The sequence below is a fragment of the Pseudomonas songnenensis genome, from assembly GCF_003696315.1.
GTDB classification, from domain to species: domain Bacteria; phylum Pseudomonadota; class Gammaproteobacteria; order Pseudomonadales; family Pseudomonadaceae; genus Stutzerimonas; species Stutzerimonas songnenensis.
Genome location: NZ_RFFN01000008.1, coordinates 44,308 through 66,449, shown reverse-complemented (window position 1 = coordinate 66,449; position 22,142 = coordinate 44,308). Strand labels below are relative to the sequence as shown.

Sequence of the window (22,142 nt, the reverse complement as noted above, 5' to 3'; positions counted from 1 at the left end):
GATCGGGCAACGAGAGCTCGCACCAGATGTCTGCCATTTCCCTGCTGATCTGTGATGACTCCAGCCTGGCGCGCAAGCAGCTACTGCATGCGCTGCCCGCTGGCTGGCCGGTTACGGTCAGCCAAGCGGCTACTGGCGTCGAGGCATTGGACCGGATTCGCCAAGGCGACATCGATGTCCTGCTGCTTGATCTCACCATGCCGGAAATGGATGGGTATCAGGTTCTCGCACAGCTGCGCGAAGAGCAGCTCGAATGCAAGACCATCGTGATTTCCGCCGATATCCAGGAAGAGGCCGTGCGCCGCGTCCTGGCGCTCGGCGCACGCGCCTTCATCAAGAAGCCGGCCGATCCGGTTCACCTGCGGCAGACCCTAGCCAGCCTCGGGCTGCTGGACGATGTATCCGCATTGATCACCCGGGTCGACGGGGAGCGTATCAGCTTTCGCGACACCTTCCGCGAAGTCGTCAATATCGCCATGGGGCGCGCCGCCGCCCTGCTGGCGAGAGTGCTCGGCGTGTTCATCCAGTTGCCGATTCCCAACGTGAACATCCTCGAGGTCGGCGAGCTGCACATGGCACTGGCCGATGCCGCGCGGGGCGAAAAGCTTACCGCTGTCTGCCAGGGCTACATTGGCGGCGGCATCGCCGGTGAAGCACTGCTACTGTTCCATGATTCGGAAGTAGCCGACATGGCGCGACTCATGCGGCGGCAGGATTACCTCGAGATGGAAATGCTGCTGGATCTCTCGAGCCTGCTGATCAGCGCCTGCCTGAGCGGCATCGCCGAGCAGATCGAGGTGGTCTTTTCCCAGGGGCACCCACAGGTACTCGGTCAGCACGCCTCGATCGAAGAGCTGATCAGGATCAACAGCGGTCGGTGGAAGAAGACGCTGGCGGTGGAGATCAGCTACAGCCTGGAAGGTCACGATATCCATTTCGACCTGCTGCTGTTGTTCACGGAAGATTCGGTCGAGCTGCTGACCCGCAAGCTCGCCCACCTGATGGATTGAGCATGAGCGATACCCACGAGTTGAACGAGCTTCACTGGTTACTGGCGATCGTCCAGAGCATTGATGTGGGCGTGGTGGTGCTGGACCGCGACTACCGCGTCGAAGTCTGGAACACCTTCATGGAAAACCGCTCCGGTCTGCAGCCGGAGACTGCGCGCAACCAGTGTTTCTTTTCGCTCTTTCCAGAGGTGGATGAGGACTGGTTCCGCCGCAAGGTCGAGAGTGTGATGACCCTGGGCACGCCGTCGTTCACCATCTGGGAGCAGCGGCCGTATCTGCTGCGCTTCAAGAACTACCAGCCAATCACCGGGCTGGAAGACTTCATGTATCAGAACACCACGCTGCTGCCGCTCAAGGGCATCAACGGCAGCATCGATCAGGTATGCCTGATCATCTACGACGTCACCGACGTAGCCGTGAACCGACGCCAGTTGCAGGCGGCCAATGCCGAATTACAGCGCCTGTCCAGCACCGATCGGCTGACGGGCCTGTACAACCGCGGACACTGGGAAGAAATGCTGCGTCTGGATTACGCCCGCCACCGGCGTTACGACAGCCAGGCGGCGCTCGTCATGTTCGATATCGACCATTTCAAGGCAATCAATGACAGCTATGGCCATCAGGTCGGCGACAGCGTCATTCAACAGGTTGCGGATCTGATCCGGGAAAATCTGCGCGACTCGGATGTGGCCGGGCGTTACGGCGGTGAAGAGTTCGTGGTGCTGTTGCCGGATACCGACAAGCAAGGTGCGCTGATCTTTGCCGAGCGACTACGGCAGGCGGTCGAGGCCCGCGAAATTCGCCATGAGCAGTACCGCATTCGCTTCACCATCAGTCTGGGTGTGGCCGATCTCAGCATGCCAACCACCAGCCACGCCCAATTGATCGAATGGGCCGATTCAGCGCTGTATGTCTCGAAAGCCTCTGGGCGCAATCGGGTTACGCTGCACGAGCATTAATGCCGTTGCGGGTTTGCGCGCCGCGCTTAAGCGATTCGTTGTAGCTGCAGAAAGTTGAGCAGGGCAACTTCTTCCGCGCTGAGCCATTTGCGCTTGCGCGCAGTCCTTAGTCTGGTCAGATCGCCTGCGCTGAAGGCGTCGATGATTGCCGGATGGATATAGCACTGACGGCAGACTGCAGGGGTATTTCCCAGCTGACTGGCGACCCGCTTGACCGTTTCCACAAGGTTTTGCTTGGCAACACTCTCTGGGGTGCTATCGAGTTTGCGCAGCCTTTCCAGCGCCAGGGCACTACCAGCCCAGGTGCGGTAGTCCTTGGCGGTAAAGTCGCTGCCGGTCATCTCGCGAAGATAGAGGTTCACATCGTTGGAACTGACGGCACGCCGCTGGCCGTCTTCATCCAGGTATTGAAACAGCTGCTGACCTGGCAGCTCCATGCAGCGACGCATCAGTCTGGCCAGGCGGCGGTCGCGCAGAGTCACTTCGTGTTCAACGCCGCTCTTGCCGCGAAAATGAAAACGGATCGAGGTGCCGCTGATATCGACATGCCGCGTGCGCAAGGTCGTCAGCCCATAGGACCGGTTGTCCCGGGCATAGCGGGAATTGCCGATTCGGATCAGTGTGGATTCGAGCAGCGTCACTACCAATGCCATGACCTTCTCGCGCGAGAGCCCCGGAGCCAACAGGTGGTTTTCCAGTCTCTGGCGCAGTTTCGGTAGCGCTTCGCCGAACTGGAGCATGCGGTCATATTTGTTGCCGTCACGGATTTCCCGCCAGCGGCTGTGGTAGCGATACTGCTTGCGACCACGCGCGTCACGTCCGGTGGCCTGCAGATGCCCTTGCGGGTCAGGACAGATCCATACGTCACGATAGGCAGGTGGTATTACCAGCTTGTTGATCCGCTGTATCTCCGACTCGTCGCGGATGCGCTCGCCGTCTGGCCCGAAGTAAACGAACTTGCCGCGCAGCAATTTGCGACTGATGCCAGGCTGTGAGTCATCGACGTAATGCAGATCATCGGGCAGGGCGGGGCACAGCAGGGTACCGGTATCGCTGGTTTCGTCGGCGGGAACAGGGCGGGTACCTTCGGCCAGTCGCGGAGGCTCGTCCAGCACGGTGTCATTACGCATGTCTGCGATTCCCGCTATGGCCGCGCCGACGGTGCGCCGGCACGACTATCGGATGGGCTCAGTTATCTTTTTCGTCGCTGTTGCGCATCAGCAAGCGGATGGCTGCAACCAGCTCATCCACGGCTTCACGATAAAGCTCCGGTTTGGCTTCGGTTTCCGCCTGGTCGGCGTGCTTGCGCGCTGTTTCGAGGTGGTCGTTGATCGATGAATAGTCGCCAAGCATGGTTTGCTCCTGCTGCTGGATCGGAAGGACGGGGTGTCGAAACGTTTGTTTCGGCAGCCTGTAAAGAACTGACCGGCGACAGTCGTGGCGGTTCGTACCGTGTATCAGCGCGACCTAAGCGTAGAAAGTGCTTTCGACCAGGTCGGGTTGGAGCAGCGTGGGCATGGTTGTGCTTGCTGGCTTTCGAGTGCCTGAGGAAAGCCGCAGCGGCTACAGGCATACATACCGGCTGCCGGCACCTGACGGAAAACCGGGCGGTACTCCGGTGGCAGCACGGAAAGCCCTGGGCGCACCGCTTCGGGCTCATGGAAAAACAGGCTGACATTGCCATCGTTCTCGAGAATGCCGAGCCTGACCTGCCCGAGGTGTTCGACCCCTTGCTGGCGCAGCTCCATGAAGAACTCGTCGGCGGATATGTTCAGGCCGTCCAGGCTGCGCAGTTCATAGATGCCGTCGCGAATGATGGTGACCGGCTTGCCTTCCAGCCAGACGCCGAAACGCGGACTGCGGTTCATGAAGAACACGGTCAGGCGATACAGCGCCAGTAACGTGGCGAACACTGCCGCGACCGGCAGCAGGGGTACATCGTCGTAAAAGGAAACATCGCCCGCAGCCGAACCGAGGGTCAGGATGATCACCAGTTCGAACACCGACAGCTGGCGAATCCCGCGCCGTCCGCTGACTTTCAGGAAGACGAAAACCGCGATGAACGCCAACAGCGCCCTCAGCGCGACCTCCGCGACGAACATCAGCGGAAATTCGTGCAGTAGCATGCGCTGCAGGTCAAAGGGAGTCATTACGGTCCATCCTTCCGATAGAGCGGGCACAGACGCAGCTGAGCGCCTCTTCCCGGCTCATTCTAGAGCGCTTCGCTACACAAGGGCAGGTTGCCAGCCAGTTCAGCTTGCTGGCGCTACGTCGAACTCCAGGTTGATTCCGTCGCCGCTGCCGTCGCCTACCACCGAGCCGACCACGGGCTTGTGTGTGACGGTACGGCCTTCATAGAACTCGTTCAGATGTCGCTGTGCCACTTCGTTGATGTGTTCGATCAGGCCGGGCATCTGAGCGTCGCGCGGCACAACGAAGTGCAGCTTAACGGCATGGGCTTCAGGTCCCTGTGGGAGGTCTGCGAGCCCACAGCTGTGCCATTGGTCGTTGACGTATGCTTCTGCGCCTTTCATGAACTTCTCCTGTTTCGTTTGTTGATGTTGTGACCTTCAAACAGGCGATTGGATCAGTCAGCGTCTGGCTGCATACAGAACGTCAAGCAAGAAAAAAGGCCTGGAGCGCGCCGCTGCAGGCCTTGATTCGAGCAACTCATGCTTACTCGGGCATGTGCCACGGCGAGAAGTGAGCACCGTTGCGGCTTAGTTGTTCACGGGTTTGTTCCAGGGTTTCGCCAAGCTTCACCGGGTCGGTGAAGACACTGCTGGACATCTTGCAGCGGCCGAGCAGGCGGGCTTCGTCGCGATCGACGACGGTGATGCTGACTTCACCGTTTCCTTCGGGCAGCGTCCAGGCAACGCACTGGAAAGGCTTGAAGGCGCGGTCGGTGATCAAAAGGGCTTCGTTGATACGCAGCGGGGTGTGCATGGGGCATGTCTCTCTGTGTGATACCCAAAATACCTGCGGCCAAGCTCGTTGGCGTTGGCCTTACATTGCAGTTGATGTACCCAGAGGACTGGCAAGTCACATGCGAGTTCGAAAAAATTTGAAGGTCTTTGCAATTAGCCAAAAGTATAAGGCTGGCGGTTCTCTGGCAGTGGTTCGGCAGGCCTACTTAAGTCGCTGGAAATAATGGAAAAATCGGTGGCGATCGAACGGGTTAGGCCGCTGGCGTCGAGTCGCGAAAATTTTTCGGTGCGACAACCTGTCGCGAACAGAAACCACCTTTTTCGGAGCGTCGCGGCTTCACCGTGGTGTCGATCAGGAGGGAGGGTGCCTGATAATGGCGCCTTGCGACTCGCCCGCGCCGGGCGAGTCGCAGAGACGATCAAACGCGGAACTGGCTCAGCAGTCGGTTCAGCTGACCGGCAAGCTCGCCAAGTTGCTTGCCGGCTTCGCTGGATTGCTCGGCTGCCAAGGTGCTTTCCTGAGCGAGCCCTGCCGCCTGTGTGACGTTCTGGTTGATGTCTTCAACCACATGGGATTGCTGCAGCGTTGCGCTGGCAATCGAGGCGTTCAAGCCGGAGAGGTTGCGCAAGGCCTGGGCAATTTCACCCAGGCTCTCACCCGCCTGGCTCGCCTGCTCGACAGTCAGCTGCGAAGCGCGGTTGCTCTCCATGATCACGTTTACCGCAGCTCCCGAGTTCTTCTGCAGGCGCTCGATCATGCCGTGGATCTCGGCGGTCGATTGCTGGGTGCGCTGGGCAAGCAGGCGAACTTCATCGGCGACGACGGCGAAACCACGGCCCTGCTCGCCAGCGCGGGCGGCTTCGATCGCGGCGTTGAGCGCCAGCAGGTTCGTCTGTTCCGCGATCGAGCCAATGACCTCAAGTACCGAGCCGATCTTGGTCGTTTCGTCAGCCAGTGACTGGATGACGTCGACTGCCTGGCCGATGGTTGCCGAGAGCTCGTCGATCTGCTGCAGGCTTGTCTCGATGTTGCGCTGGCCCTGGCCCGCCTGATTCTCGGCGCTGCCTACCTCGCTGGAGGCATGTTCCGCGTTTTTTGCCACTTCCTGTACGGCGTAGGTCACTTCGTTGATTGCTGTGGCTACCTGCTCCATCTGCAGCATCTGCTGCTGACTCTGCTCGTGTGCCTGGCCAGACAACTGGCTGAGCGAACGAGAGGATTGGTCCAATGCTCCCGCGGTCTCGAACAGCTGGCCGACAACGGTGCGCAGCTTCTGGGTGAACCGGTTGAAATCACGACCTAGGGTGCTCAGCTCGTCATTGCCGGAAACGTCCAGGGTACGGGTCAGGTCGGCTTCACCGCTGGCGATATTGGCCATGGCCGCCATCGTGTGACGAAGCGGACGGACAATGCTGCGGATCAGAATCGCCACCAGGACAGCCATGATTGCCGAGATCAGCAGGCCGATCAGGGAGAAGCGGGTCAGGTAGTTCCAGAATTCCTGCTCGACGTCATCCACATAGATGCCCGAGCCGATGATCCAGCCCCACGGCTTGAACAGTTGCACATAGGAGATCTTCGGAACGGGGTCTTCTTCGCCCGGCTTGGCCCACATGTAATCGACCAGGCCGGCACCTTCGCGCTGGGCGACCCGGACCATCTCATTGAAGAGTTCCTTGCCTTCCGGATCCTTGATCTTCGACAGATCCTGGCCGTCGAGTTTCGGCTGCATCGGATGCATGATCATGGTCGGGCCGAGATCGTTGATCCAGAAATAGTCCTGGCCGTCGTAGCGCAGCAGTCGGATCTGCTCGATGGCCGCCTGCTGAGCTTCAGCGGTGGTCATGGCACCGCTGGTTTCGAGCTTTCGATAGTGTTCGAAGACACCTGAAGCTGCCTCCACCACGTGCCTCGTGGACTCCTGCTTGCCGCGATACAGATCGGAGCGCACCTGCTGAATCATCAGCAGACCAAGGATGAACAGCATGACCACGGCGACCACGGGGATCAGCCAGAGGCGCTTGCTTATGGGAACGTTGCGCAGCAGATTCATGAATACGGCTCCTGAGGTTTCTTTTCTTATCGTTCTTCACTGGCTGGTCGGTGGTAAGCGCTTCACCCGACCGCACCGGTCGTGCCGTGGCACTCTGAATAGCTTTTCGGCCGCGCGTGGCTAAAAATGAGCCCCCTCGTCGTCCTGCCGAGGAATTTAATTCTCCGGGGCGAGTCAGAACAGCCGGCCAGATGGCTGTCTGACATATACCTTGGTTGCATTGAGTCGCGATGGACTGCATCGCTTTAGGGGAATAGATGGATCTTTGGGTTGCGATTCAGGCGCTTATTCTGGGCGTGGTAGAGGGTGTAACCGAGTTTCTCCCGGTATCCAGCACGGGCCACCAGATCATCGTGGCGGACCTGATCGGCTTCGGTGGCGAGCGGGCGCTGGCCTTCAACATCATCATCCAGCTGGGTGCGATTCTCGCCGTGATCTGGGAGTACCGCCGCAAGATCATCGATGTGGTTGTAGGCTTGCCCAAGGAACGTCAGGCGCAGAAGTTCACCGCCAATTTGCTGATTGCCTTCCTTCCTGCCGTGGTGCTCGGCGTCGCCTTTGCCGATCTGATTCACGAGTATCTGTTCAACCCGATCACCGTGGCGACCGCGCTTGTCATCGGCGGCATCGTGATGCTCTGGGCCGAGCGCCGCGATCATGCCATTCGCGCCGAGACAGTCGATGACATGAACTGGGCGCTGGCCTTGAAGGTGGGCTTCGCGCAGTGTCTGGCGCTGGTACCCGGCACGTCGCGATCAGGGTCGACCATCATTGGCGGATTGCTTTTCGGCCTGTCACGCAAGGCGGCAACCGAGTTTTCCTTCTTCCTGGCGATGCCGACGATGGTGGGTGCGGCGGTCTACTCGGGCTACAAGTACCGCGACCTGTTTCAGCCTGGTGATTTCGCTGTGTTCGCCATCGGTTTCGTGACTTCATTCATCTTCGCGATGCTCGCAGTGCGGGCGTTGCTCAAGTTCATCGGCAACCACAGCTATGCGGCATTTGCCTGGTACCGGATTGGCTTCGGACTGCTGATTCTGGCTACCTGGCAGCTCGGGCTGATCGACTGGACCAGCGTCCAGGCCTGATCCATCGGCCCGATGTCGTGGCCTTCGTCCCGCTGATACAACACACGCGCGCGTCTGGCTTTGCCATAGTGGGCCTCCCAGTCAGGAGGCCTCATGAACAGTACCACGGACCATTTCCAGCTCGACCTGAACGGTATTTCACTCAGCCTTCATAGCGCCGGCCCCGAAGAGGGCCGGCCGGTGTGGCTGCTGCATGGCTTCCCCGAGTGCTGGTATTCCTGGCGCAATCAGATCGATCCGCTGGTGGCTGCTGGTTATCGCGTGTTCGTTCCCGAGATGCGTGGCTATGGGCGCAGCAGTGCGCCAGCTGAGGTTGCCGCCTACGACGTGCTGACCCTGTGTGGCGATATTCGGGCAGCCATGGATCATTTCGGTCACCGGCAGGTGGCACTGGTTGGGCACGACTGGGGCGCAATGGTCGCCTGGTATTTCGCGTTGCTGGAGCCGGAGCGGGTCACCGCGCTGGTGACCATGTCGGTTCCCTTCGCTGGAAGGCCGCGGCGGCCCGCGATCGAAATCATGCGTGAAACCAGTGGAGATCGATTCAACTACATCCTCTATTTCCAGGAGCCAGGACGCGCCGAGCGTGAGCTGGACGCCGATATCGATCGCACCCTGCGCCTACTCATGTACTACCAGGAGCGAAACCTGCTGCTGCAAGACAAGCCTGCCGACGGCACGCTGTTCGAAGATGACATGCAGCCGGGGCCGTTGCCCGATTGGTGCTCGGAAGGGGACTTGGCAGTGTATCGACAGACATTCGCCGAGCACGGTTTTCGCGGTGCGCTGAACTGGTATCGCAACTTCGAACGCAACTGGCAGGTCACCGAGTCACTGCAGGGGCGCAAGATCACCCAGCCGACCATGTTCCTGATCGGCGACCACGATCCGGTAGGCGAGCTCGAGGCCTATACGCTGCAGAAGATGCCGGAATGGGTACCGGATCTGGAACGACACGAACTGGCGCCGTGCGGCCATTGGATTCAGAACGAACAGGCGGGGAGGGTGAATGCGCTGCTGCTGGACTTTCTTGCTCGCCGCTTTGCCAGCTGATGCGCGGCAAGACGCACTGCTGAGGCGTTGCCTATGAGTCTGCAGCGCCCTCTCCGAAGAAAAAGGCGCTGCGATAGGGGCGGGTGAGGCTCAGACCAGCACGCCCTGGCTGCGCAGATAATCGTCGTAGCTGCCGCTGAAGTCGGTCACGCCGTTCTCCGACAGCTCGATGATGCGGGTGGCCAGCGAGCTTACGAACTCGCGGTCATGGCTGACGAAGATCAGCGTGCCCGGGTAGTTCTCCAGCGCCAGGTTGAGCGCCTCGATGGATTCCATGTCGAGGTGGTTGGTCGGTTCGTCCATCACCAGCACGTTGGGCTTTTGCAGGATCAGCTTGCCGAACAGCATGCGACCCTGCTCGCCACCGGAGATGACCTTGACCGATTTGAGAATCTCGTCGTTGGAGAACAGCATGCGGCCGAGGGTGCCACGCACCAGCTGCTCGCCGCCCTGAGTCCACTGGCTCATCCAGTCGAACAGACTGACGTCATCCTCGAAATCATGGGCATGGTCCTGGGCGTAATAGCCGTAGTCGGCGCTTTCGGTCCATTTGACGCTGCCGCTGTCCGGGGTCAGTTCACCAACCAGGGTGCGCAGCAGGGTGGTCTTGCCGATACCGTTCGGTCCGATGATCGCCACACGCTCGCCGGCCTCGACGGTAAAGCTGAAGTTCTTGAACAGTTCCTTGTCGTCGAAGCCCTTGGACAGGCGCTCCACCGTCACTGCCTGGCGGTGCAGCTTTTTCGTCTGTTCGAAACGGATGAACGGACTGATACGACTGGACGGCTTCACCTCGGCCAGCTGGATCTTGTCGATCTGCTTGGCGCGGCTGGTGGCTTGCTTGGCCTTGGAGGCGTTGGCCGAGAAGCGGCTGACAAAGGTCTGCAACTCGGCGATCTGCGCCTTCTTCTTGGCGTTGTCCGACAGCAGCTGCTCGCGCGACTGCGTGGCGGCAGTCATGTACTCGTCATAGTTGCCCGGGAACAGGCGCAGCTCGCCGTAATCGAGGTCGGCCATGTGGGTGCAGACCGAGTTCAGGAAGTGGCGGTCGTGGGAAATGATGATCATGGTGCTGTTACGCGCTGTCAGAATCGTTTCCAGCCAGCGGATGGTGTTGATGTCCAGGTGGTTGGTCGGTTCGTCCAGCAGCAGCACATCCGGATCGGAAAACAGCGCCTGGGCCAGCAACACACGCAGCTTCCAGCCCGGAGCGACTTCGCTCATCGGGCCGAAGTGCTGTTCCAGCGGGATGCCCAGGCCAAGCAGCAGTTCGCCGGCGCGAGATTCGGCGGTGTAACCGTCCATTTCGGCGAATTCACCTTCTAGTTCACCGACTTTCATTCCATCCTCTTCGCTCATTTCCGGCAGCGAATAGATGCGGTCGCGCTCAGCCTTGACCTTCCACAGTTCCTCGTGGCCCATGATCACCGTGTCGATCACGTTGAATTCTTCGTAGGCGAACTGATCCTGGCGCAGCTTGCCCAGCCGTACGTTCGGCTCAAGCATCACCTGGCCGGCGGACGGTTCCAGATCGCCACCGAGGATCTTCATGAAGGTCGACTTGCCGCAGCCATTGGCGCCGATCAGGCCGTAGCGGTTGCCACCGCCGAATTTGACGGAAACGTTTTCGAACAGCGGCTTGGCACCGAACTGCATGGTGATGTTGGCGGTGGAGATCAAGGGCTTACCTATCAATGACGTGTGGCTGCGTGAATCAGGCTGATACCGATCCGATACCAATACTCAGCGGTCCAGCTCGCTCCGACAGCGAGCTGGTCGATCCAGCGATTCTTGAGGTGAATGACAACGGTGGGCGTTTGCGCCTGCTGCCGGATGAATGCGGGGTGGCTACCGAAGTTCAGCCGCGCATTGTCGCATAGCTGCGCCGGCCGGCGTAAGGACGGGCTGACAAGGCAACCAAGAATCGCCCGGTAGCGGTCTTGGAGTGCGCGCGGATGCGAATCGTTTCATTGACACTCGAGCGCCAAACAGACAGCATTGTTACGATATAACATCGGCGTCTGAGTTAAAGCATGAATAACGCAAGTGCGGTAGTAAAATGGGTGGGTTGCGGAGCGGCGGTGATCCTGGCTGGTGCGCCGCTGGCCATGGCAGAGGAGGCGGCGGTACTGGATTCGGTCGTGATCACGGCCGACCAGGAGCGCGCCGATGGACCGGTTCAGGGCTACCGCGCCAAACGCACGCGCAGCGCGACGAAAACCGACACACCCATCGAGGAAATACCCCAATCAATCAGCGTCGTTCCGGCATCCGTGCTGCAGGATCTGGACAGCCCGCGCGTTGAGAAGGCGCTGGACTTCGCCGGCGGTGTCGCCAGGCAGAACGACTTCGGTGGCCTGACCATGTACGAGTACAGCGTGCGCGGGCTGACTACCGGGGAGTTCTACAAGGACGGTTTCAGCGTCAACCGCGGCTTCATGAACCCACCGGACGCTTCCAATATCGAGCGGGTCGAAGTGCTCAAGGGGCCTTCGGCCAGCCTTTACGGACGCGGTGATCCGGGCGGCACCATCAATATCGTCAGCAAGCGGCCGCAGCTGGACAGCTTTGCCCGTCTCGATCTCAGCGCCGGTCGCTGGGATCGCTATCGCACTGCGCTGGACGTGAACACGCCGCTCGATGAAGACGGCAACATGCTCTATCGCATGAACATCGCCATCGAAGACGGCAATAGCTTCCGCGATCATCGCGAGGCTGAGCGGCAGTTCGTCGCGCCGTCCTTCAGCTGGGAGCTGAGCCCTGATACGCGGCTGCTGGTGCAGGCAGAGGTGGTGCGCAACCGCCAGACCTTCGATCGCGGCGTGGTCGCGCCCGGTGGCGACCTGGGCAAGGTGTCCCGTTCAGCGTTCTATGGCGAACCCTCGGATGGGCCGATCAGCAACGACAACGAAATGCTGCAGGCCGAACTCGAACACGACCTCAACGAGGTCTGGACGCTGCGCCTGGCCAGCCACTACAAGCAGGGCCGGATGGATGGCTACGCCACCGAGGCGGCAGAGGTCGCAGCAGACGGCCGCACGCTGACCCGCAACCTGCGTTATCGCGACTACGACTGGCAGGACGCGATCACCCAACTGGAGCTGCGTGGGCGCTTCGATACCGGTTCGATCGAGCATCAGCTTTTGATCGGCACCGAGTACGAACGTTACGCCCTGAGCGAATTCATGCTGCGCTCCAACAACCTGCGCACCATCGATCTCTACAACCCGGTCTACGGTGCACCGCGTCCGGCGTTCAACCCGGCGCGTACGGTTGACCGTAACGAGCTGGTGCATAGCCGGGCGCTGAACCTGCAGGACCAGATGCGCTTTACCGACAAGCTCTTCGGGGTCATCGGCGCCCGCTATGACCACTACGAGCAACGTCTGGACAATGAGGTTGCTGGCCGGCGCACCGAGCAGACTCATGAAAAGGTCACGCCTCGTGTCGGTGTGCTCTATCAGCTGATGCCGGAGGTCGGGCTGTTCGCCAACGCCTCGCAGTCGTTCAAGCCGAACAATGGCGCGGACTTCAGCGGCGCCACGTTCGATCCGGAAGAAGGCGTGGGTTATGAGGCAGGGGTCAAACTCGACCTGTTCGACGGCCGTTTGGGGCTCACCGCCGCAGCGTTCCATCTGACCAAGGAAAACGTGCTGACCAGCGATCCGGCGAACAGCGGCTTTCAGATCGCCGCTGGTGAGGTGCGCAGCCGCGGGATTGACCTGCAGCTGGCAGGACAGCTGACCGACGCGATTCGCGTGATCGGTGGCTATGCCTATGTGGATGCCGAGGTGACTCGCGACAACACCCTGGCCAGCGGCAGCCGGCTGCTCAACGTGCCACGCCACAGCGGCAGCCTGCTGACCACCTACGAATTCCTCGATGGCGATCTCAGCGGGCTCTCCCTTGGCGGCGCGGTGAACTACGTGGGTGATCGGGCAGGGCAGGCCGATAGCGACTTCGAATTGCCGTCGTACACGACCGTGGACCTGCTGGCGCGCTACAAGGCGACGCAAAAGCTGACCCTCGGCGTGAATCTGAACAACGCCTTCGACCGGACCTACTACGAGCGTTCCTACAGCAATGTCTGGGTCATGCCGGGTGAGCCGCGCAACCTGAGCGTTAGCCTGTCCATGGAGCTCTGAGTCTGTGCATCAGCGGGCGGTGACGCCCGCTGATTTCGCCGGCTTACAGCCAGCCCTTCTCCTTGTAATAACGCTCGGCGCCCTCGTGCAGCGGCACAGTCAGCCCGACGCGAATCATGTCTTCGGCTTTGAGATCGGCAAAGGCCGGATGCAGGCGCTTGAACCTGTCGAGGTTGTCGAATACCGACTTGACCAGCTGATAGACCACCTCCGGGTCGGTCTTGCTGGTGGTCGCCAGCACGGCCTTACCGCCGATCGACGGAATGGCACCTTCCACGCCCGGGTAGAGCCCGGCGGAGATTTCCACGGCACTGTAGTAATCGGCCTTGGCCAGCAGGCTGTCGATCTCGGCGCCCTGCACCGGAATGATCCTGCCCTTCACATTGGTCAAGGCTTCCTGGATCGCACCGCTCGGATGGCCGACCACATAGGTGATGGCGTCAAGGTTGTTGTCACCCAAGGCGGAAGCCATTTCCGCCGGTTTGAGTTCCGCGGCCAGGGCGAAGCTGGCGTTCGTCCAGCCCTTGGCCTGCATGACCTCCTCGAAAGTGTCGCGACTGCCCGAGCCGGGCACGCCGATGTTCACCCGCTTGCCTTCGAGTCCGGCCAGATCGGTGATGCCGCTGTCGTTGCGAACGACCACGGTGAGAATCTCCGACTGCAATGAGAACACCGCGCGCAGTTCGACGGCGCCCTCCTTGTCGAAGGGCGCCAGGCCTTGTAGCGCCTTGTGCTGATGGTCGGACTGGATGAAGCCGAAGTCGTACTCGCCTTTGTGCAACGACACGATGTTGGTCACGCTACCCGCGGTCGAGGGTGCGTTGCATTTGATGGCGGGCTTCACCTCGGCACGATTGAGGAAGCGGCACACCGACTGGCCGGCGGTGTAATACACGCCGGTCTGCCCTCCGGTGCCGATGGTGACGAAGCGCTCCTGTGCCAGCACGCTGGTGCTCGCCAAGGCGCTGGCGAGCACGCCGGCCAGGGTGATGCCGAACAGGCCGTTACGGATCTGGTGGTTCATTGCGGTTCCCTCTTGTTTGTATTGTGGGTGATTGCAACTGTGGTTGGCCGGCGCAGGAACGATAGACCGCTGTGGTCAGGCGCGCGCGGCGCTCACCATGATCTCGACCAGCACCTCGGGCGAGGCCAGACGCGCCTGTACCGTCGCCCGTGCCGGTGCGCAGCCTGCTGGCAGCCAGTCGCTCCAGACCTCGTTCATGGCAGCGAAGTCGGCGTCGATGTCCTTCAGCCAGATCTGCGCGCTGAGCAGGTGCTCGCGACTGGAGCCGGCGGCGGCCAGCAGCCGGTCGATCTTCGCCAGCACCTCGCGGGTCTGTCCTGCGGCATCCAGGCCGCGGTCGTCCGGCACCTGGCCGGCGAGGAACACAAGGTCTGCATGAATGACCGCGGCGGACATGCGCGGATTGCTCTCGATGCGTTGAACGGGCATATCGGTTTCCTCTTTGAGTGGTCAGGCGGGCAGACTCAAGCCGTCCAGGGAGACAGCGGGTGGCGATCCGTCGATTACGCTGGCGAGCAGGTCGGCGCTGCCACAGGCCAGGGTGAAGCCGAGGCTGCCGTGGCCGACGTTGAGCCAGAGATTGTCGAATCTGGTGCGGCCGATCAGCGGTGTACCTTGGGGCGTCGCCGGGCGCAGGCCAGCCCACTGCCGCGCGCGTTGGTAGTCGCCGGCACCGGGGAAGGTCGCACCAGCCAGACGTTGCAGGGTGGCGATGCGTTGCTGGTCGAGCCCGGCATCCCAGCCGGCGATATCCACCATCGCCGCGACGCGCAGCTGGTCATCGAGGCGGGCGTAGACGACCTTGTTGTCGTAGTCGGTGACGTTGGTCTGCGGCACGCGGTCTTGGTCGGCCAGCCCAACGGTCAGGCTGTAGCCCTTGAGCGGGTAGATCGGCAGGTCGATACCCAATGGCCGAAGCAGCCCGACGCTGCCGGTGCCGGCCGCGACTACCAGATGGTCGATGGCGATGTCATCGCGCCCGAGCACGACCGCGCGGACGCGCTTGCCTTCGGTGCGCAATGCGCTCACCGATTGGCCGGTATGCAGATGAAACGCAGGCGATGCCCGCAGTCGCCGCAGCAGTTCGGTGCAGAACAGATGGCAGTCGGCAACCTCGTCGCCGGGCGAATAGATGCCGCCGTGCAGCGATGACGCCAACGTCGTCAGCGCCGGCTCGACGTCGACGCATTGCGCGGCGTCCAGCAGCCGCTGCCCTGATTCGTCGTCGATGGCCGCTGCGCCCTTGTGCAGGCTGTGTTGATCGCGATAGATCACCAGTTTGCCGTTGGCGCGCCAGGCGAAGCCGTCCAGCTGGTCCTGCTCGCGCCAGCTGCGCAGGATCTGCTGGCTGTGCAGGGCGAGCCGCAGCAAGTGAGCCGCGTTGCGCCGGTTGACCGAACGCCGGCACGCCAGCAGGAACTGCAGGCACCAGCGCCACTGATGCAGGCTCGCCTGCGGTCGGAAACGCAACGGGGCATCGGCTCCGCGCAGCATCCAGCCAATCGCCTGCAGCGGCACGCCGGTATCGGCCAGGGGCGAAACGTAGCGATAGCTGAGCTGCCCGCCATTGGCGAAGCTGGTTTCCAAGGCGACATCGTCGCGCCCTTCGATCAGCTCGACACAGTGCCCCTGGCGCACCAGTGAATAGGCTGTGGCAAGCCCGATAACGCCTGCGCCGATGACTGCTACCCGCATGCAACTGCTCCTGCGACTCGATCAGCGCAGCCTAGGCCGCGTGCCAGCGAGGCGGCCAATGAAAGGATGGAGCGTTCCCATAACCTGCGGTTATGCTCGATTGACTGAAGGGGGACATGCATGCGGCTGCGTCATATCGAACTGTTCCAGGCGATCCTGCAAACCGGCAGCCTGACGGCCGCGGCCGAGCTGCTGCATATCTCCCAGCCGGCGGCGAGCAAGATTCTCAAGCATGCCGAGCAGCAACTTGGCTTTGCGCTGTTCGACCGGGTGCGCGGCAAGCTGCAGCCCACCGCCGAGGCGCGCGTGTTGCAGCAGCAGACCGAACGCCTGGCTATCGACCTGCAGAATCTGCGGCGGCTAGCTGACAGCCTCGGCCGGGGCGAGGAGTGCGCCCTGCGCCTGATCTGTACGCCGGCCTTGGCTCAGGCGCTGCTGCCGCAGACGTTGCGCACCTGGCGCGAGCGATTTCCACGTACGGTCTGTCAGCTCGCCACGCAGCACACGGCGGAAATTGTCGAGGCCCTGCTACTGCGCGAAGCCGATCTCGGGCTGACTTCACAGGCGGTGGAGCATCCGGGACTGAGCAGCCGGCTATTGGCCGAGGGACGCATGCACGTGATCGCGCCGCCTGGCTGGTGGCCGCCGGATGAACTGCACAGGCCGCTGCGGCTGCAGGCCTTGGTGGGTGAAACGCTGATCGGCATCGACGCCCGCGATGCGCTGGGCAGCCTGTTGCGCGGCCACATCGAGGAGCTCGATCCGCCGCCGCGCGTCGTTACCTGGGTGCAGACCTATCAGCTGGCGCGACAGCTGGTGTCCGCGGGGCAGGGCGTGGCGCTGGTCGACCCGTTCACCGCGCTGGCGACCACTGGCGGCGCGGTGCAGGCCCGTCTGCTCGAACCGGCCATCAGCGTGCCAGTCTATGCGTTGACCCGTGTTCACGAGCAACTGTTGCCAGCGCAGGCGATGCTGCTGGAGCAGCTCGGCGCCCAGGCCGAGCGACTGCTGCAGGATGGGCACAACTGAGCGGTCGCGCGCTACCATGGCGGCTTTTGCGCCGGACGATCATGCACGTCGACTCGCCCCTTGAACGTTATCAGCAGGCCATTACGCAAGACGGTTTCGTACCCGATGCGGCTCAACAGCGCGCCGTTGCACGGCTTCAGGCCTGTCATGAGGCGCTTGTTTCAGGTGCGGACCTGCCGCTCGGCGTCTACCTATGGGGACCGGTCGGGCGTGGCAAGACCTGGCTGATGGACCTGTTTCACGCAAGCCTGACGGTTGCTTCGCGGCGGCAGCATTTCCACCATTTCATGCGCTGGGTGCATATCCGGCTGTTCCAGCTCAACGGCACGGCCGATCCGTTGCAGACCCTGGCCAGAGAGCTTTCACAAGAGATTCGCGTGCTCTGCTTCGACGAGCTTTTCGTCGGTGATATCGGCGACGCAATCATCCTGGGACGCCTGTTCCAGGTGCTCTTCGAGCATGACGTGGTGATCGTCGCCACCTCCAACCAGCCGCCGGAGCAGCTGTACGCCGACGGCTTCAATCGCGAGCGTTTTCTGCCGGCCATCGATGCCATCGTGCAGCACATGCATGTGGTGGATGTGGATGGGGGCGCCGATCACCGCCTGCGTCCCGGCGCTGCGCTGCAGCGCTACTGGATCGCCCCGTTCGACGGCGCCAGTGCGTTAGCCGCGACGTTCGAGGCGCTGGCCGATGGTGCGTTCAGCACCGAGCCACTCGCCCTCAGCCGTCGCCAGCTCGACGTCGTGCGGCGTAGCGAATCGGTGCTCTGGTGCCGCTTCGCCGATCTCTGCGAGCAGCCGTTTTCGGCGCTGGACTTCATCGAACTGTGCGACCGTTTCACGGCGATCCTGATTGGTGCTGTGCCCAGGCTCGGCGGCACGCAGCGCGATGGGCGCATTGCCCGCGGCACCGAGGATGGAGCCGCGCGGGTGGCGGCGGGTGATCGCCAGTTGCCCAGGCTCGCCGCGCGGGATGATGCCGTGCGCCGCTTTATCGCGCTGGTGGACGAGTGCTATGACCGGCGGATTCCGCTCTATATCGAAGCCGAAGTGGCCCTGGACGAGCTGTATACCGAGGGCTATCTGGCATTCCCGTTCCGCCGCACGCTCAGTCGCCTGCGGGAAATGCAGCTGCAACGCTTTGGCTAAGCGCCAGCTCAGTCGCGGTAGAACACCTGCACCAGGTGGTAGCCGAACTGGCTCTTTACCGGGCCGTGCACTTCGCGCAGCGGCTTCTTGAAAATCACCTGATCGATGCTGCGCACCATCTGCCCGGGGCGCACTTCACCGAGATCGCCACCTTTCTTGCCGGACGGGCACGTCGAGTACTTGCGCGCCAGCACGTCAAATGCTTCGCCATTGGCGATGCGCTTTTTCAGCTGCGCAGCTTCGGCCTCGGTCTTGACCAGAATGTGGCGGCACATGGCTTTGGGCATGCTTGGTGTCCTCGATTACAAGGGACGCGATTGTAGTCGTGCCGACGCGAAAGTCGATCGCAATGCCGTGCGAGAACAGCCGTTTCGTGACCGTATGGTCGACGAGCGGTAGTTCTATCGTGATGCGTGATAGCGCTAACATCAGGCCAAACAAGCAAAACAATGGATTCCTCGCATGCCTTCAGTGCATACCTCAAAGGCTTCCGCGCTTCCGGTTCTGGTCGTCATGGGCGTCAGCGGTTCCGGCAAGACGGACACCAGCCACGCCGTAGCCGATGCGCTCGGCCTGCCGCATATCGAAGCGGACAACTTTCACCCGGCAGAGAACGTGGCGCGCATGCGTGCCGGCACGCCGCTGTCCGACGCCGACCGCGTGGAGTGGCTACATGCGCTGATCGCTGAAATGCAGCGCACTTTAGCGGCAGGCAGCGGCTTCGTGCTGGCGTGCTCGGCGCTCAAGCGCAGCTATCGGGAGTTGCTGCGCAGTGCGGTTCCGGAGCTGCGTTTCGCCCATCTGGCCATCGATTACGAAACCGCCATACAGCGAGTCGGTGGCAGGGCGGGGCATTTCATGCCGATTTCCCTGGTCGACAGCCAATTCGCCACCCTCGAATCACCCGAGGGCGAACCCGGCGTATTGACCGTGGATGCCAGCCAGCCCCGCGAAGTCGTTCTGCGCCACATCGTCGATTGGATGCAGGGCGCCGGTCTGGATGAGCTTATTGAAACCCGGGTCGATCTTTCTTCGCGTCCGTTTGATAGCGCTACCACGGCGCCGCCTTTGACCAACGAGCCGATCTACAGCGGCACGGTCGCGCAACACTTCGACCGTCTGACCGACTGGCTGATGGCCGCGCTGATGGCCTTCATGGTCATCGTTGTGTTCTCCAGCGTGGTGCTGCGTTACGCCTTCGGCACCGGTTGGACGGGCGCCGAGGAGCTGTCGCGGCTGGCGTTCGTCTGGCTGGTATTTGTTGGCGTCGCCTCGAGCATGCGCCGCGGCGAGCTGATGAGCTTTTCCATGCTGCGCGACCGCTTCCCGCGGCTGTCCCGCCGCGTCGTCGACTCCCTCAGCTGGCTGCTGGTGGCAGCTGCGAGCGGCCTGGCGGCCTGGGGTGGCTGGAACCAGATGCAGTTCGGCTGGACCATCAACAGCCCGGTAGTCGGTTATCCGCTGGGCCTGGCGATGTTGCCCGTGGCCGCCAGCATGGTCGCGCTGGCGGTACTGGCGCTGCTGCAGCTGGTCAACGTCTGGCGGCGTGATCAGCCATCGACCGTTGCTGCTGCGAATGTCACCGCGGACTGAAGCGACGCCGCATTCAGAACAATACGGGCACTGCCCAACCGAGGACCTTGTATGACCGTCGTCGTCTTCCTTTCATCGCTGCTGGGCTTCATGACCCTTGGCATGCCCATCGCCTTCGCGCTGCTGCTCACCGGCTCGGTGCTGATGTGGTACCTGGATTTCTGGGACGTGCAGCTGCTGGCTCAGAATCTTCAGGCCGGCGCTGACAGCTTCCCGCTGCTGGCGGTGCCGTTCTTCATCCTGGCCGGCGAGCTGATGAATGCCGGCGGCATCTCGCGTCGCATCATCGCCATGGCGCAGGCCTATTTCGGCCACAAGCGCGGCGGCCTGGGTTACGTGGCGATTGCCGCCTCGGTGCTGCTGGCCAGCATGTCCGGCTCGGCATTGGCCGATACCGCCGCGCTGGCGACGCTGCTGCTGCCAATGATGCGTGAGCGCGGCTACCCGTTGAGTTCGTCATCGGGCCTGGTGGCGGCGGGTGGAATCATCGCGCCGATCATTCCGCCGTCGATGCCGTTCGTGATCTACGGCGTGGTCACCGGTACGTCGATCAGCCAGCTGTTTCTCGCCGGCATGGTGCCGGGGCTGATCATGGGCATGGGTCTGATCGTGGCCTGGACGCTGATCGCTCGGCGGATCGACGAACCGAAACAGGAAAAGGCCAGCGCTGCAGAGCGCCGCCGCGTGCTGGTCGACGGTGCTGCCGCGCTGATGCTGCCGGTGATCATCGTCGGCGGGCTGCGTGGCGGTCTGTTCACCCCGACCGAAGCGGCGGTGGTCGCCGCCGTATACGCCCTGGCCGTTTCGACCCTGCTGTATCGCGAGCTGAACTGGGCCGGGCTGGTCGAGGTGCTGACCCGTGCCAGCCGCACCACGGCCTCGGTGATGTTCCTCTGCGCCGCCGCAACCGTGTCGGCGTACATGATCACCCTGGCGCAGCTGCCCGACGAGATCGCGGCGATGCTCGGCCCGCTGGCGCAGGACCCGAAACTGCTGATGGTCGCCATCATGCTGCTGATGATCGCCGTCGGCATGGTGCTGGACCTGACGCCGACCATCCTGATCCTCGGCCCGGTGCTTGCGCCGATCGCGATCAAGGCCGGCATCGACCCGGTGTACTTCGGCGTGATGTTCGTGCTGATCGGTTCCATCGGACTGATCACACCGCCGGTGGGCACCGTGCTCAACGTGGTCGGCGGTATCGGCCGATTGCGCATGGAAACCCTGGTGCGCGGCGTGATGCCGTTCTTCCTTATCTATCTGGTGATCGTCGGGCTGCTCATCGCCGTGCCTTCGATCATCACCGTGCCCCTGGCCTGGCTGCGGTAGCGCCGGTCTTGCAATTCAAGCGCTTTACAACCCAACGTCCAACAACAAGAAGGTAACGCGACATGAAACGACTTCTCATCAGCACCCTGGCTGCCGCCTTGCTCGGCAGCACACTCAGCCTCGGTTACGCGCAGGCCGCGGACGACATCCGCCCGCGCATGATCCGCTTCGGCTACGGGCTCAACGAAGACAGCAACCAGGGCAGGGCAGCCAAGCTGCTGGCCGAGGAAGTGGCCAAGGCCTCGGGCGGCAAGCTGAAGGTGCGTACCTTCGCCTCCGCCAGCCTCGGTTCGGACGACCAGATGCAGAACGCCCTTATCGGCGGCGCGCAGGAAATGATGGTTGGCTCGACCGCGACGCTGGTCGGCATCAGCAAGGAGATGGCGGTGTGGGATACGCCGTTCCTGTTCACCGATCCGCGCCAGGCCGATCAGGTACTGGACGGCTCGGTAGGCAGGCAGGTGATGGACAAACTCGAGGAAAAGGGGCTGGTCGGACTGGTGTACTGGGAGAACGGTTTTCGCAACGTGACCAATAGCGCCCGGCCGATCGAAAAGTACGAAGACTTCAATGGCATCAAGCTGCGCGTGATGCCCAACCCGGTGTTCATCGACACCTTCAAGCGCATGGGCGCCAACGCGGTGCCGCTGCCGTTCTCCGAGCTGTTCACGGCGCTGGAAACCAAGGCGGTGGACGGCCAGGAAAACCCGTTCAATACCATCCTCTCGTCCAAGTTCTATGAGGTGCAGAAGTACCTGAGCGTGACCAACCACGTCTACAGCCCCTGGATCGTCACGGTTTCCAAGCGCTGGTGGGATGGGCTGTCCGCGACCGAGCAGGACATCCTCATGAAAGCCGCGGAAAAGGCGCGCGATGCCGAGCGTGAAGACACCCGCCGCGAGGCCAGCCAGGCATTGGCGACGTTGAAAGAGCGTGGCATGCAGATCAACGAGGTCAGTGCCGACGAGATCCAGCGCATGCGCGAGAGGGCGCAGCCCGCGATCCAGACGGTGATCGACGCGGTTGGCCAGGAGCTGTTCGACCAGGTGCAGGCCGAAGTGGAGAAAGCGTCCCAGTAGGGCGCT

21 protein-coding genes and 1 pseudogene are annotated in these 22,142 nt (G+C 62.1%); 10 read left to right on the top strand and 12 right to left on the bottom strand.

Features of this window, described 5'->3' with window-relative positions; genetic code table 11:
- Positions 1-26 precede the first annotated feature (26 nt).
- Positions 27-1,010, top strand: coding sequence for a response regulator (locus tag EA798_RS17910; protein ID WP_015276925.1), 984 nt, complete (start codon positions 27-29; stop codon positions 1,008-1,010).
- Positions 1,011-1,012: 2 nt separating this feature from the next.
- Positions 1,013-1,969, top strand: coding sequence for a sensor domain-containing diguanylate cyclase (locus EA798_RS17905; protein ID WP_122099814.1), 957 nt, complete (start codon positions 1,013-1,015; stop codon positions 1,967-1,969).
- Between the two features lie 26 nt (positions 1,970-1,995).
- Here EA798_RS17905 and EA798_RS17900 read toward each other — a convergent pair whose 3' ends face one another.
- The 7 genes and pseudogenes from EA798_RS17900 to EA798_RS21015 form a co-directional block, all read right to left on the bottom strand.
- The gene (locus EA798_RS17900) at positions 1,996-3,099 is read right to left on the bottom strand and encodes a DNA topoisomerase IB (protein WP_122099813.1); all 1,104 of its coding nucleotides are present in this window, start codon (positions 3,097-3,099) and stop codon (positions 1,996-1,998) included.
- A gap of 58 nt (positions 3,100-3,157) precedes the next feature.
- Positions 3,158-3,322, bottom strand: coding sequence for a hypothetical protein (locus EA798_RS20675; RefSeq protein WP_165362478.1), 165 nt, complete (start codon positions 3,320-3,322; stop codon positions 3,158-3,160).
- A gap of 104 nt (positions 3,323-3,426) precedes the next feature.
- Positions 3,427-4,119, bottom strand: a complete 693-nt coding sequence (locus EA798_RS17895; RefSeq protein ID WP_106158643.1) for a DUF421 domain-containing protein — start codon at positions 4,117-4,119, stop codon at positions 3,427-3,429.
- A gap of 102 nt (positions 4,120-4,221) precedes the next feature.
- Positions 4,222-4,503 (bottom strand): hypothetical protein, encoded by a 282-nt coding sequence (locus tag EA798_RS17890; protein WP_106158644.1) that lies wholly within the window; start codon positions 4,501-4,503, stop codon positions 4,222-4,224.
- A 142-nt stretch (positions 4,504-4,645) separates the two neighbouring features.
- Complete coding sequence (locus tag EA798_RS17885) at positions 4,646-4,915, bottom strand: hypothetical protein (RefSeq protein WP_015276931.1); 270 nt, start codon at positions 4,913-4,915, stop codon at positions 4,646-4,648.
- A gap of 400 nt (positions 4,916-5,315) precedes the next feature.
- A complete protein-coding gene (locus EA798_RS21020; protein ID WP_376780556.1) occupies positions 5,316-6,050 on the bottom strand; it encodes a methyl-accepting chemotaxis protein in 735 nt (244 codons plus the stop codon).
- Positions 6,051-6,173: 123 nt separating this feature from the next.
- Positions 6,174-6,860: pseudogene (locus EA798_RS21015) on the bottom strand (cache domain-containing protein); the annotation flags it as partial.
- 347 nt (positions 6,861-7,207) lie between these two features.
- Between EA798_RS21015 and EA798_RS17875 the strand changes: the two are divergent.
- The gene (locus EA798_RS17875; RefSeq protein ID WP_122099811.1) at positions 7,208-8,038 is read left to right on the top strand and encodes an undecaprenyl-diphosphate phosphatase; all 831 of its coding nucleotides are present in this window, start codon (positions 7,208-7,210) and stop codon (positions 8,036-8,038) included.
- Positions 8,039-8,131: 93 nt separating this feature from the next.
- Positions 8,132-9,091, top strand: coding sequence for an alpha/beta fold hydrolase (locus tag EA798_RS17870; protein WP_122099810.1), 960 nt, complete (start codon positions 8,132-8,134; stop codon positions 9,089-9,091).
- 90 nt (positions 9,092-9,181) lie between these two features.
- Here the strand turns inward: EA798_RS17870 and EA798_RS17865 are convergent, their stop codons facing one another.
- Entirely contained in the window at positions 9,182-10,771 is a 1,590-nt protein-coding gene (locus EA798_RS17865) for an ABC-F family ATPase (RefSeq protein WP_122099809.1), read from the bottom strand.
- Between the two features lie 353 nt (positions 10,772-11,124).
- Here EA798_RS17865 and EA798_RS17855 point away from each other — a divergent pair, with 353 nt between their 5' ends.
- Positions 11,125-13,236, top strand: a complete 2,112-nt coding sequence (locus EA798_RS17855) for a TonB-dependent siderophore receptor (protein ID WP_122099808.1) — start codon at positions 11,125-11,127, stop codon at positions 13,234-13,236.
- A 43-nt stretch (positions 13,237-13,279) separates the two neighbouring features.
- Here the strand turns inward: EA798_RS17855 and EA798_RS17850 are convergent, their stop codons facing one another.
- From EA798_RS17850 to EA798_RS17840, 3 genes are all read right to left on the bottom strand, one after another.
- Complete coding sequence (locus tag EA798_RS17850) at positions 13,280-14,260, bottom strand: TAXI family TRAP transporter solute-binding subunit (RefSeq protein ID WP_122099807.1); 981 nt, start codon at positions 14,258-14,260, stop codon at positions 13,280-13,282.
- A gap of 75 nt (positions 14,261-14,335) precedes the next feature.
- Positions 14,336-14,689, bottom strand: coding sequence for a RidA family protein (locus EA798_RS17845; RefSeq protein WP_122099806.1), 354 nt, complete (start codon positions 14,687-14,689; stop codon positions 14,336-14,338).
- A gap of 21 nt (positions 14,690-14,710) precedes the next feature.
- A complete protein-coding gene (locus tag EA798_RS17840) occupies positions 14,711-15,955 on the bottom strand; it encodes a D-amino acid dehydrogenase (RefSeq protein WP_122099805.1) in 1,245 nt (414 codons plus the stop codon).
- Positions 15,956-16,075: 120 nt separating this feature from the next.
- Between EA798_RS17840 and EA798_RS17835 the strand changes: the two genes are divergently transcribed.
- Both EA798_RS17835 and zapE read left to right on the top strand, forming a co-directional pair.
- The gene (locus EA798_RS17835; RefSeq protein ID WP_122099804.1) at positions 16,076-16,984 is read left to right on the top strand and encodes a LysR family transcriptional regulator; all 909 of its coding nucleotides are present in this window, start codon (positions 16,076-16,078) and stop codon (positions 16,982-16,984) included.
- Between the two features lie 41 nt (positions 16,985-17,025).
- Positions 17,026-18,135, top strand: coding sequence for a cell division protein ZapE (gene zapE / locus EA798_RS17830; protein WP_122099803.1), 1,110 nt, complete (start codon positions 17,026-17,028; stop codon positions 18,133-18,135).
- Positions 18,136-18,143: 8 nt separating this feature from the next.
- On the opposite strand, the gene EA798_RS17825 is transcribed toward zapE, so the two are convergent.
- On the bottom strand, positions 18,144-18,422 hold the full coding sequence (locus EA798_RS17825; protein WP_003285081.1) for a peptidylprolyl isomerase: 279 nt from the start codon (positions 18,420-18,422) through the stop codon (positions 18,144-18,146).
- A 175-nt stretch (positions 18,423-18,597) separates the two neighbouring features.
- Here EA798_RS17825 and EA798_RS17820 point away from each other — a divergent pair, with 175 nt between their 5' ends.
- The 3 genes from EA798_RS17820 to EA798_RS17810 all read left to right on the top strand — a co-directional run bounded on the left by EA798_RS17820 (position 18,598) and on the right by EA798_RS17810 (position 22,136).
- Positions 18,598-19,728 (top strand): gluconokinase, GntK/IdnK-type, encoded by a 1,131-nt coding sequence (locus EA798_RS17820; RefSeq protein ID WP_122099802.1) that lies wholly within the window; start codon positions 18,598-18,600, stop codon positions 19,726-19,728.
- Between the two features lie 51 nt (positions 19,729-19,779).
- Complete coding sequence (locus EA798_RS17815) at positions 19,780-21,057, top strand: TRAP transporter large permease (RefSeq protein ID WP_014820165.1); 1,278 nt, start codon at positions 19,780-19,782, stop codon at positions 21,055-21,057.
- Between the two features lie 62 nt (positions 21,058-21,119).
- Positions 21,120-22,136 carry a TRAP transporter substrate-binding protein gene (locus tag EA798_RS17810; protein ID WP_122099801.1) on the top strand — a complete coding sequence of 339 codons (1,017 nt, stop codon included), beginning with the start codon at positions 21,120-21,122 and terminating at the stop codon, positions 22,134-22,136.
- The last annotated feature ends 6 nt before the right edge of the window (positions 22,137-22,142 follow it).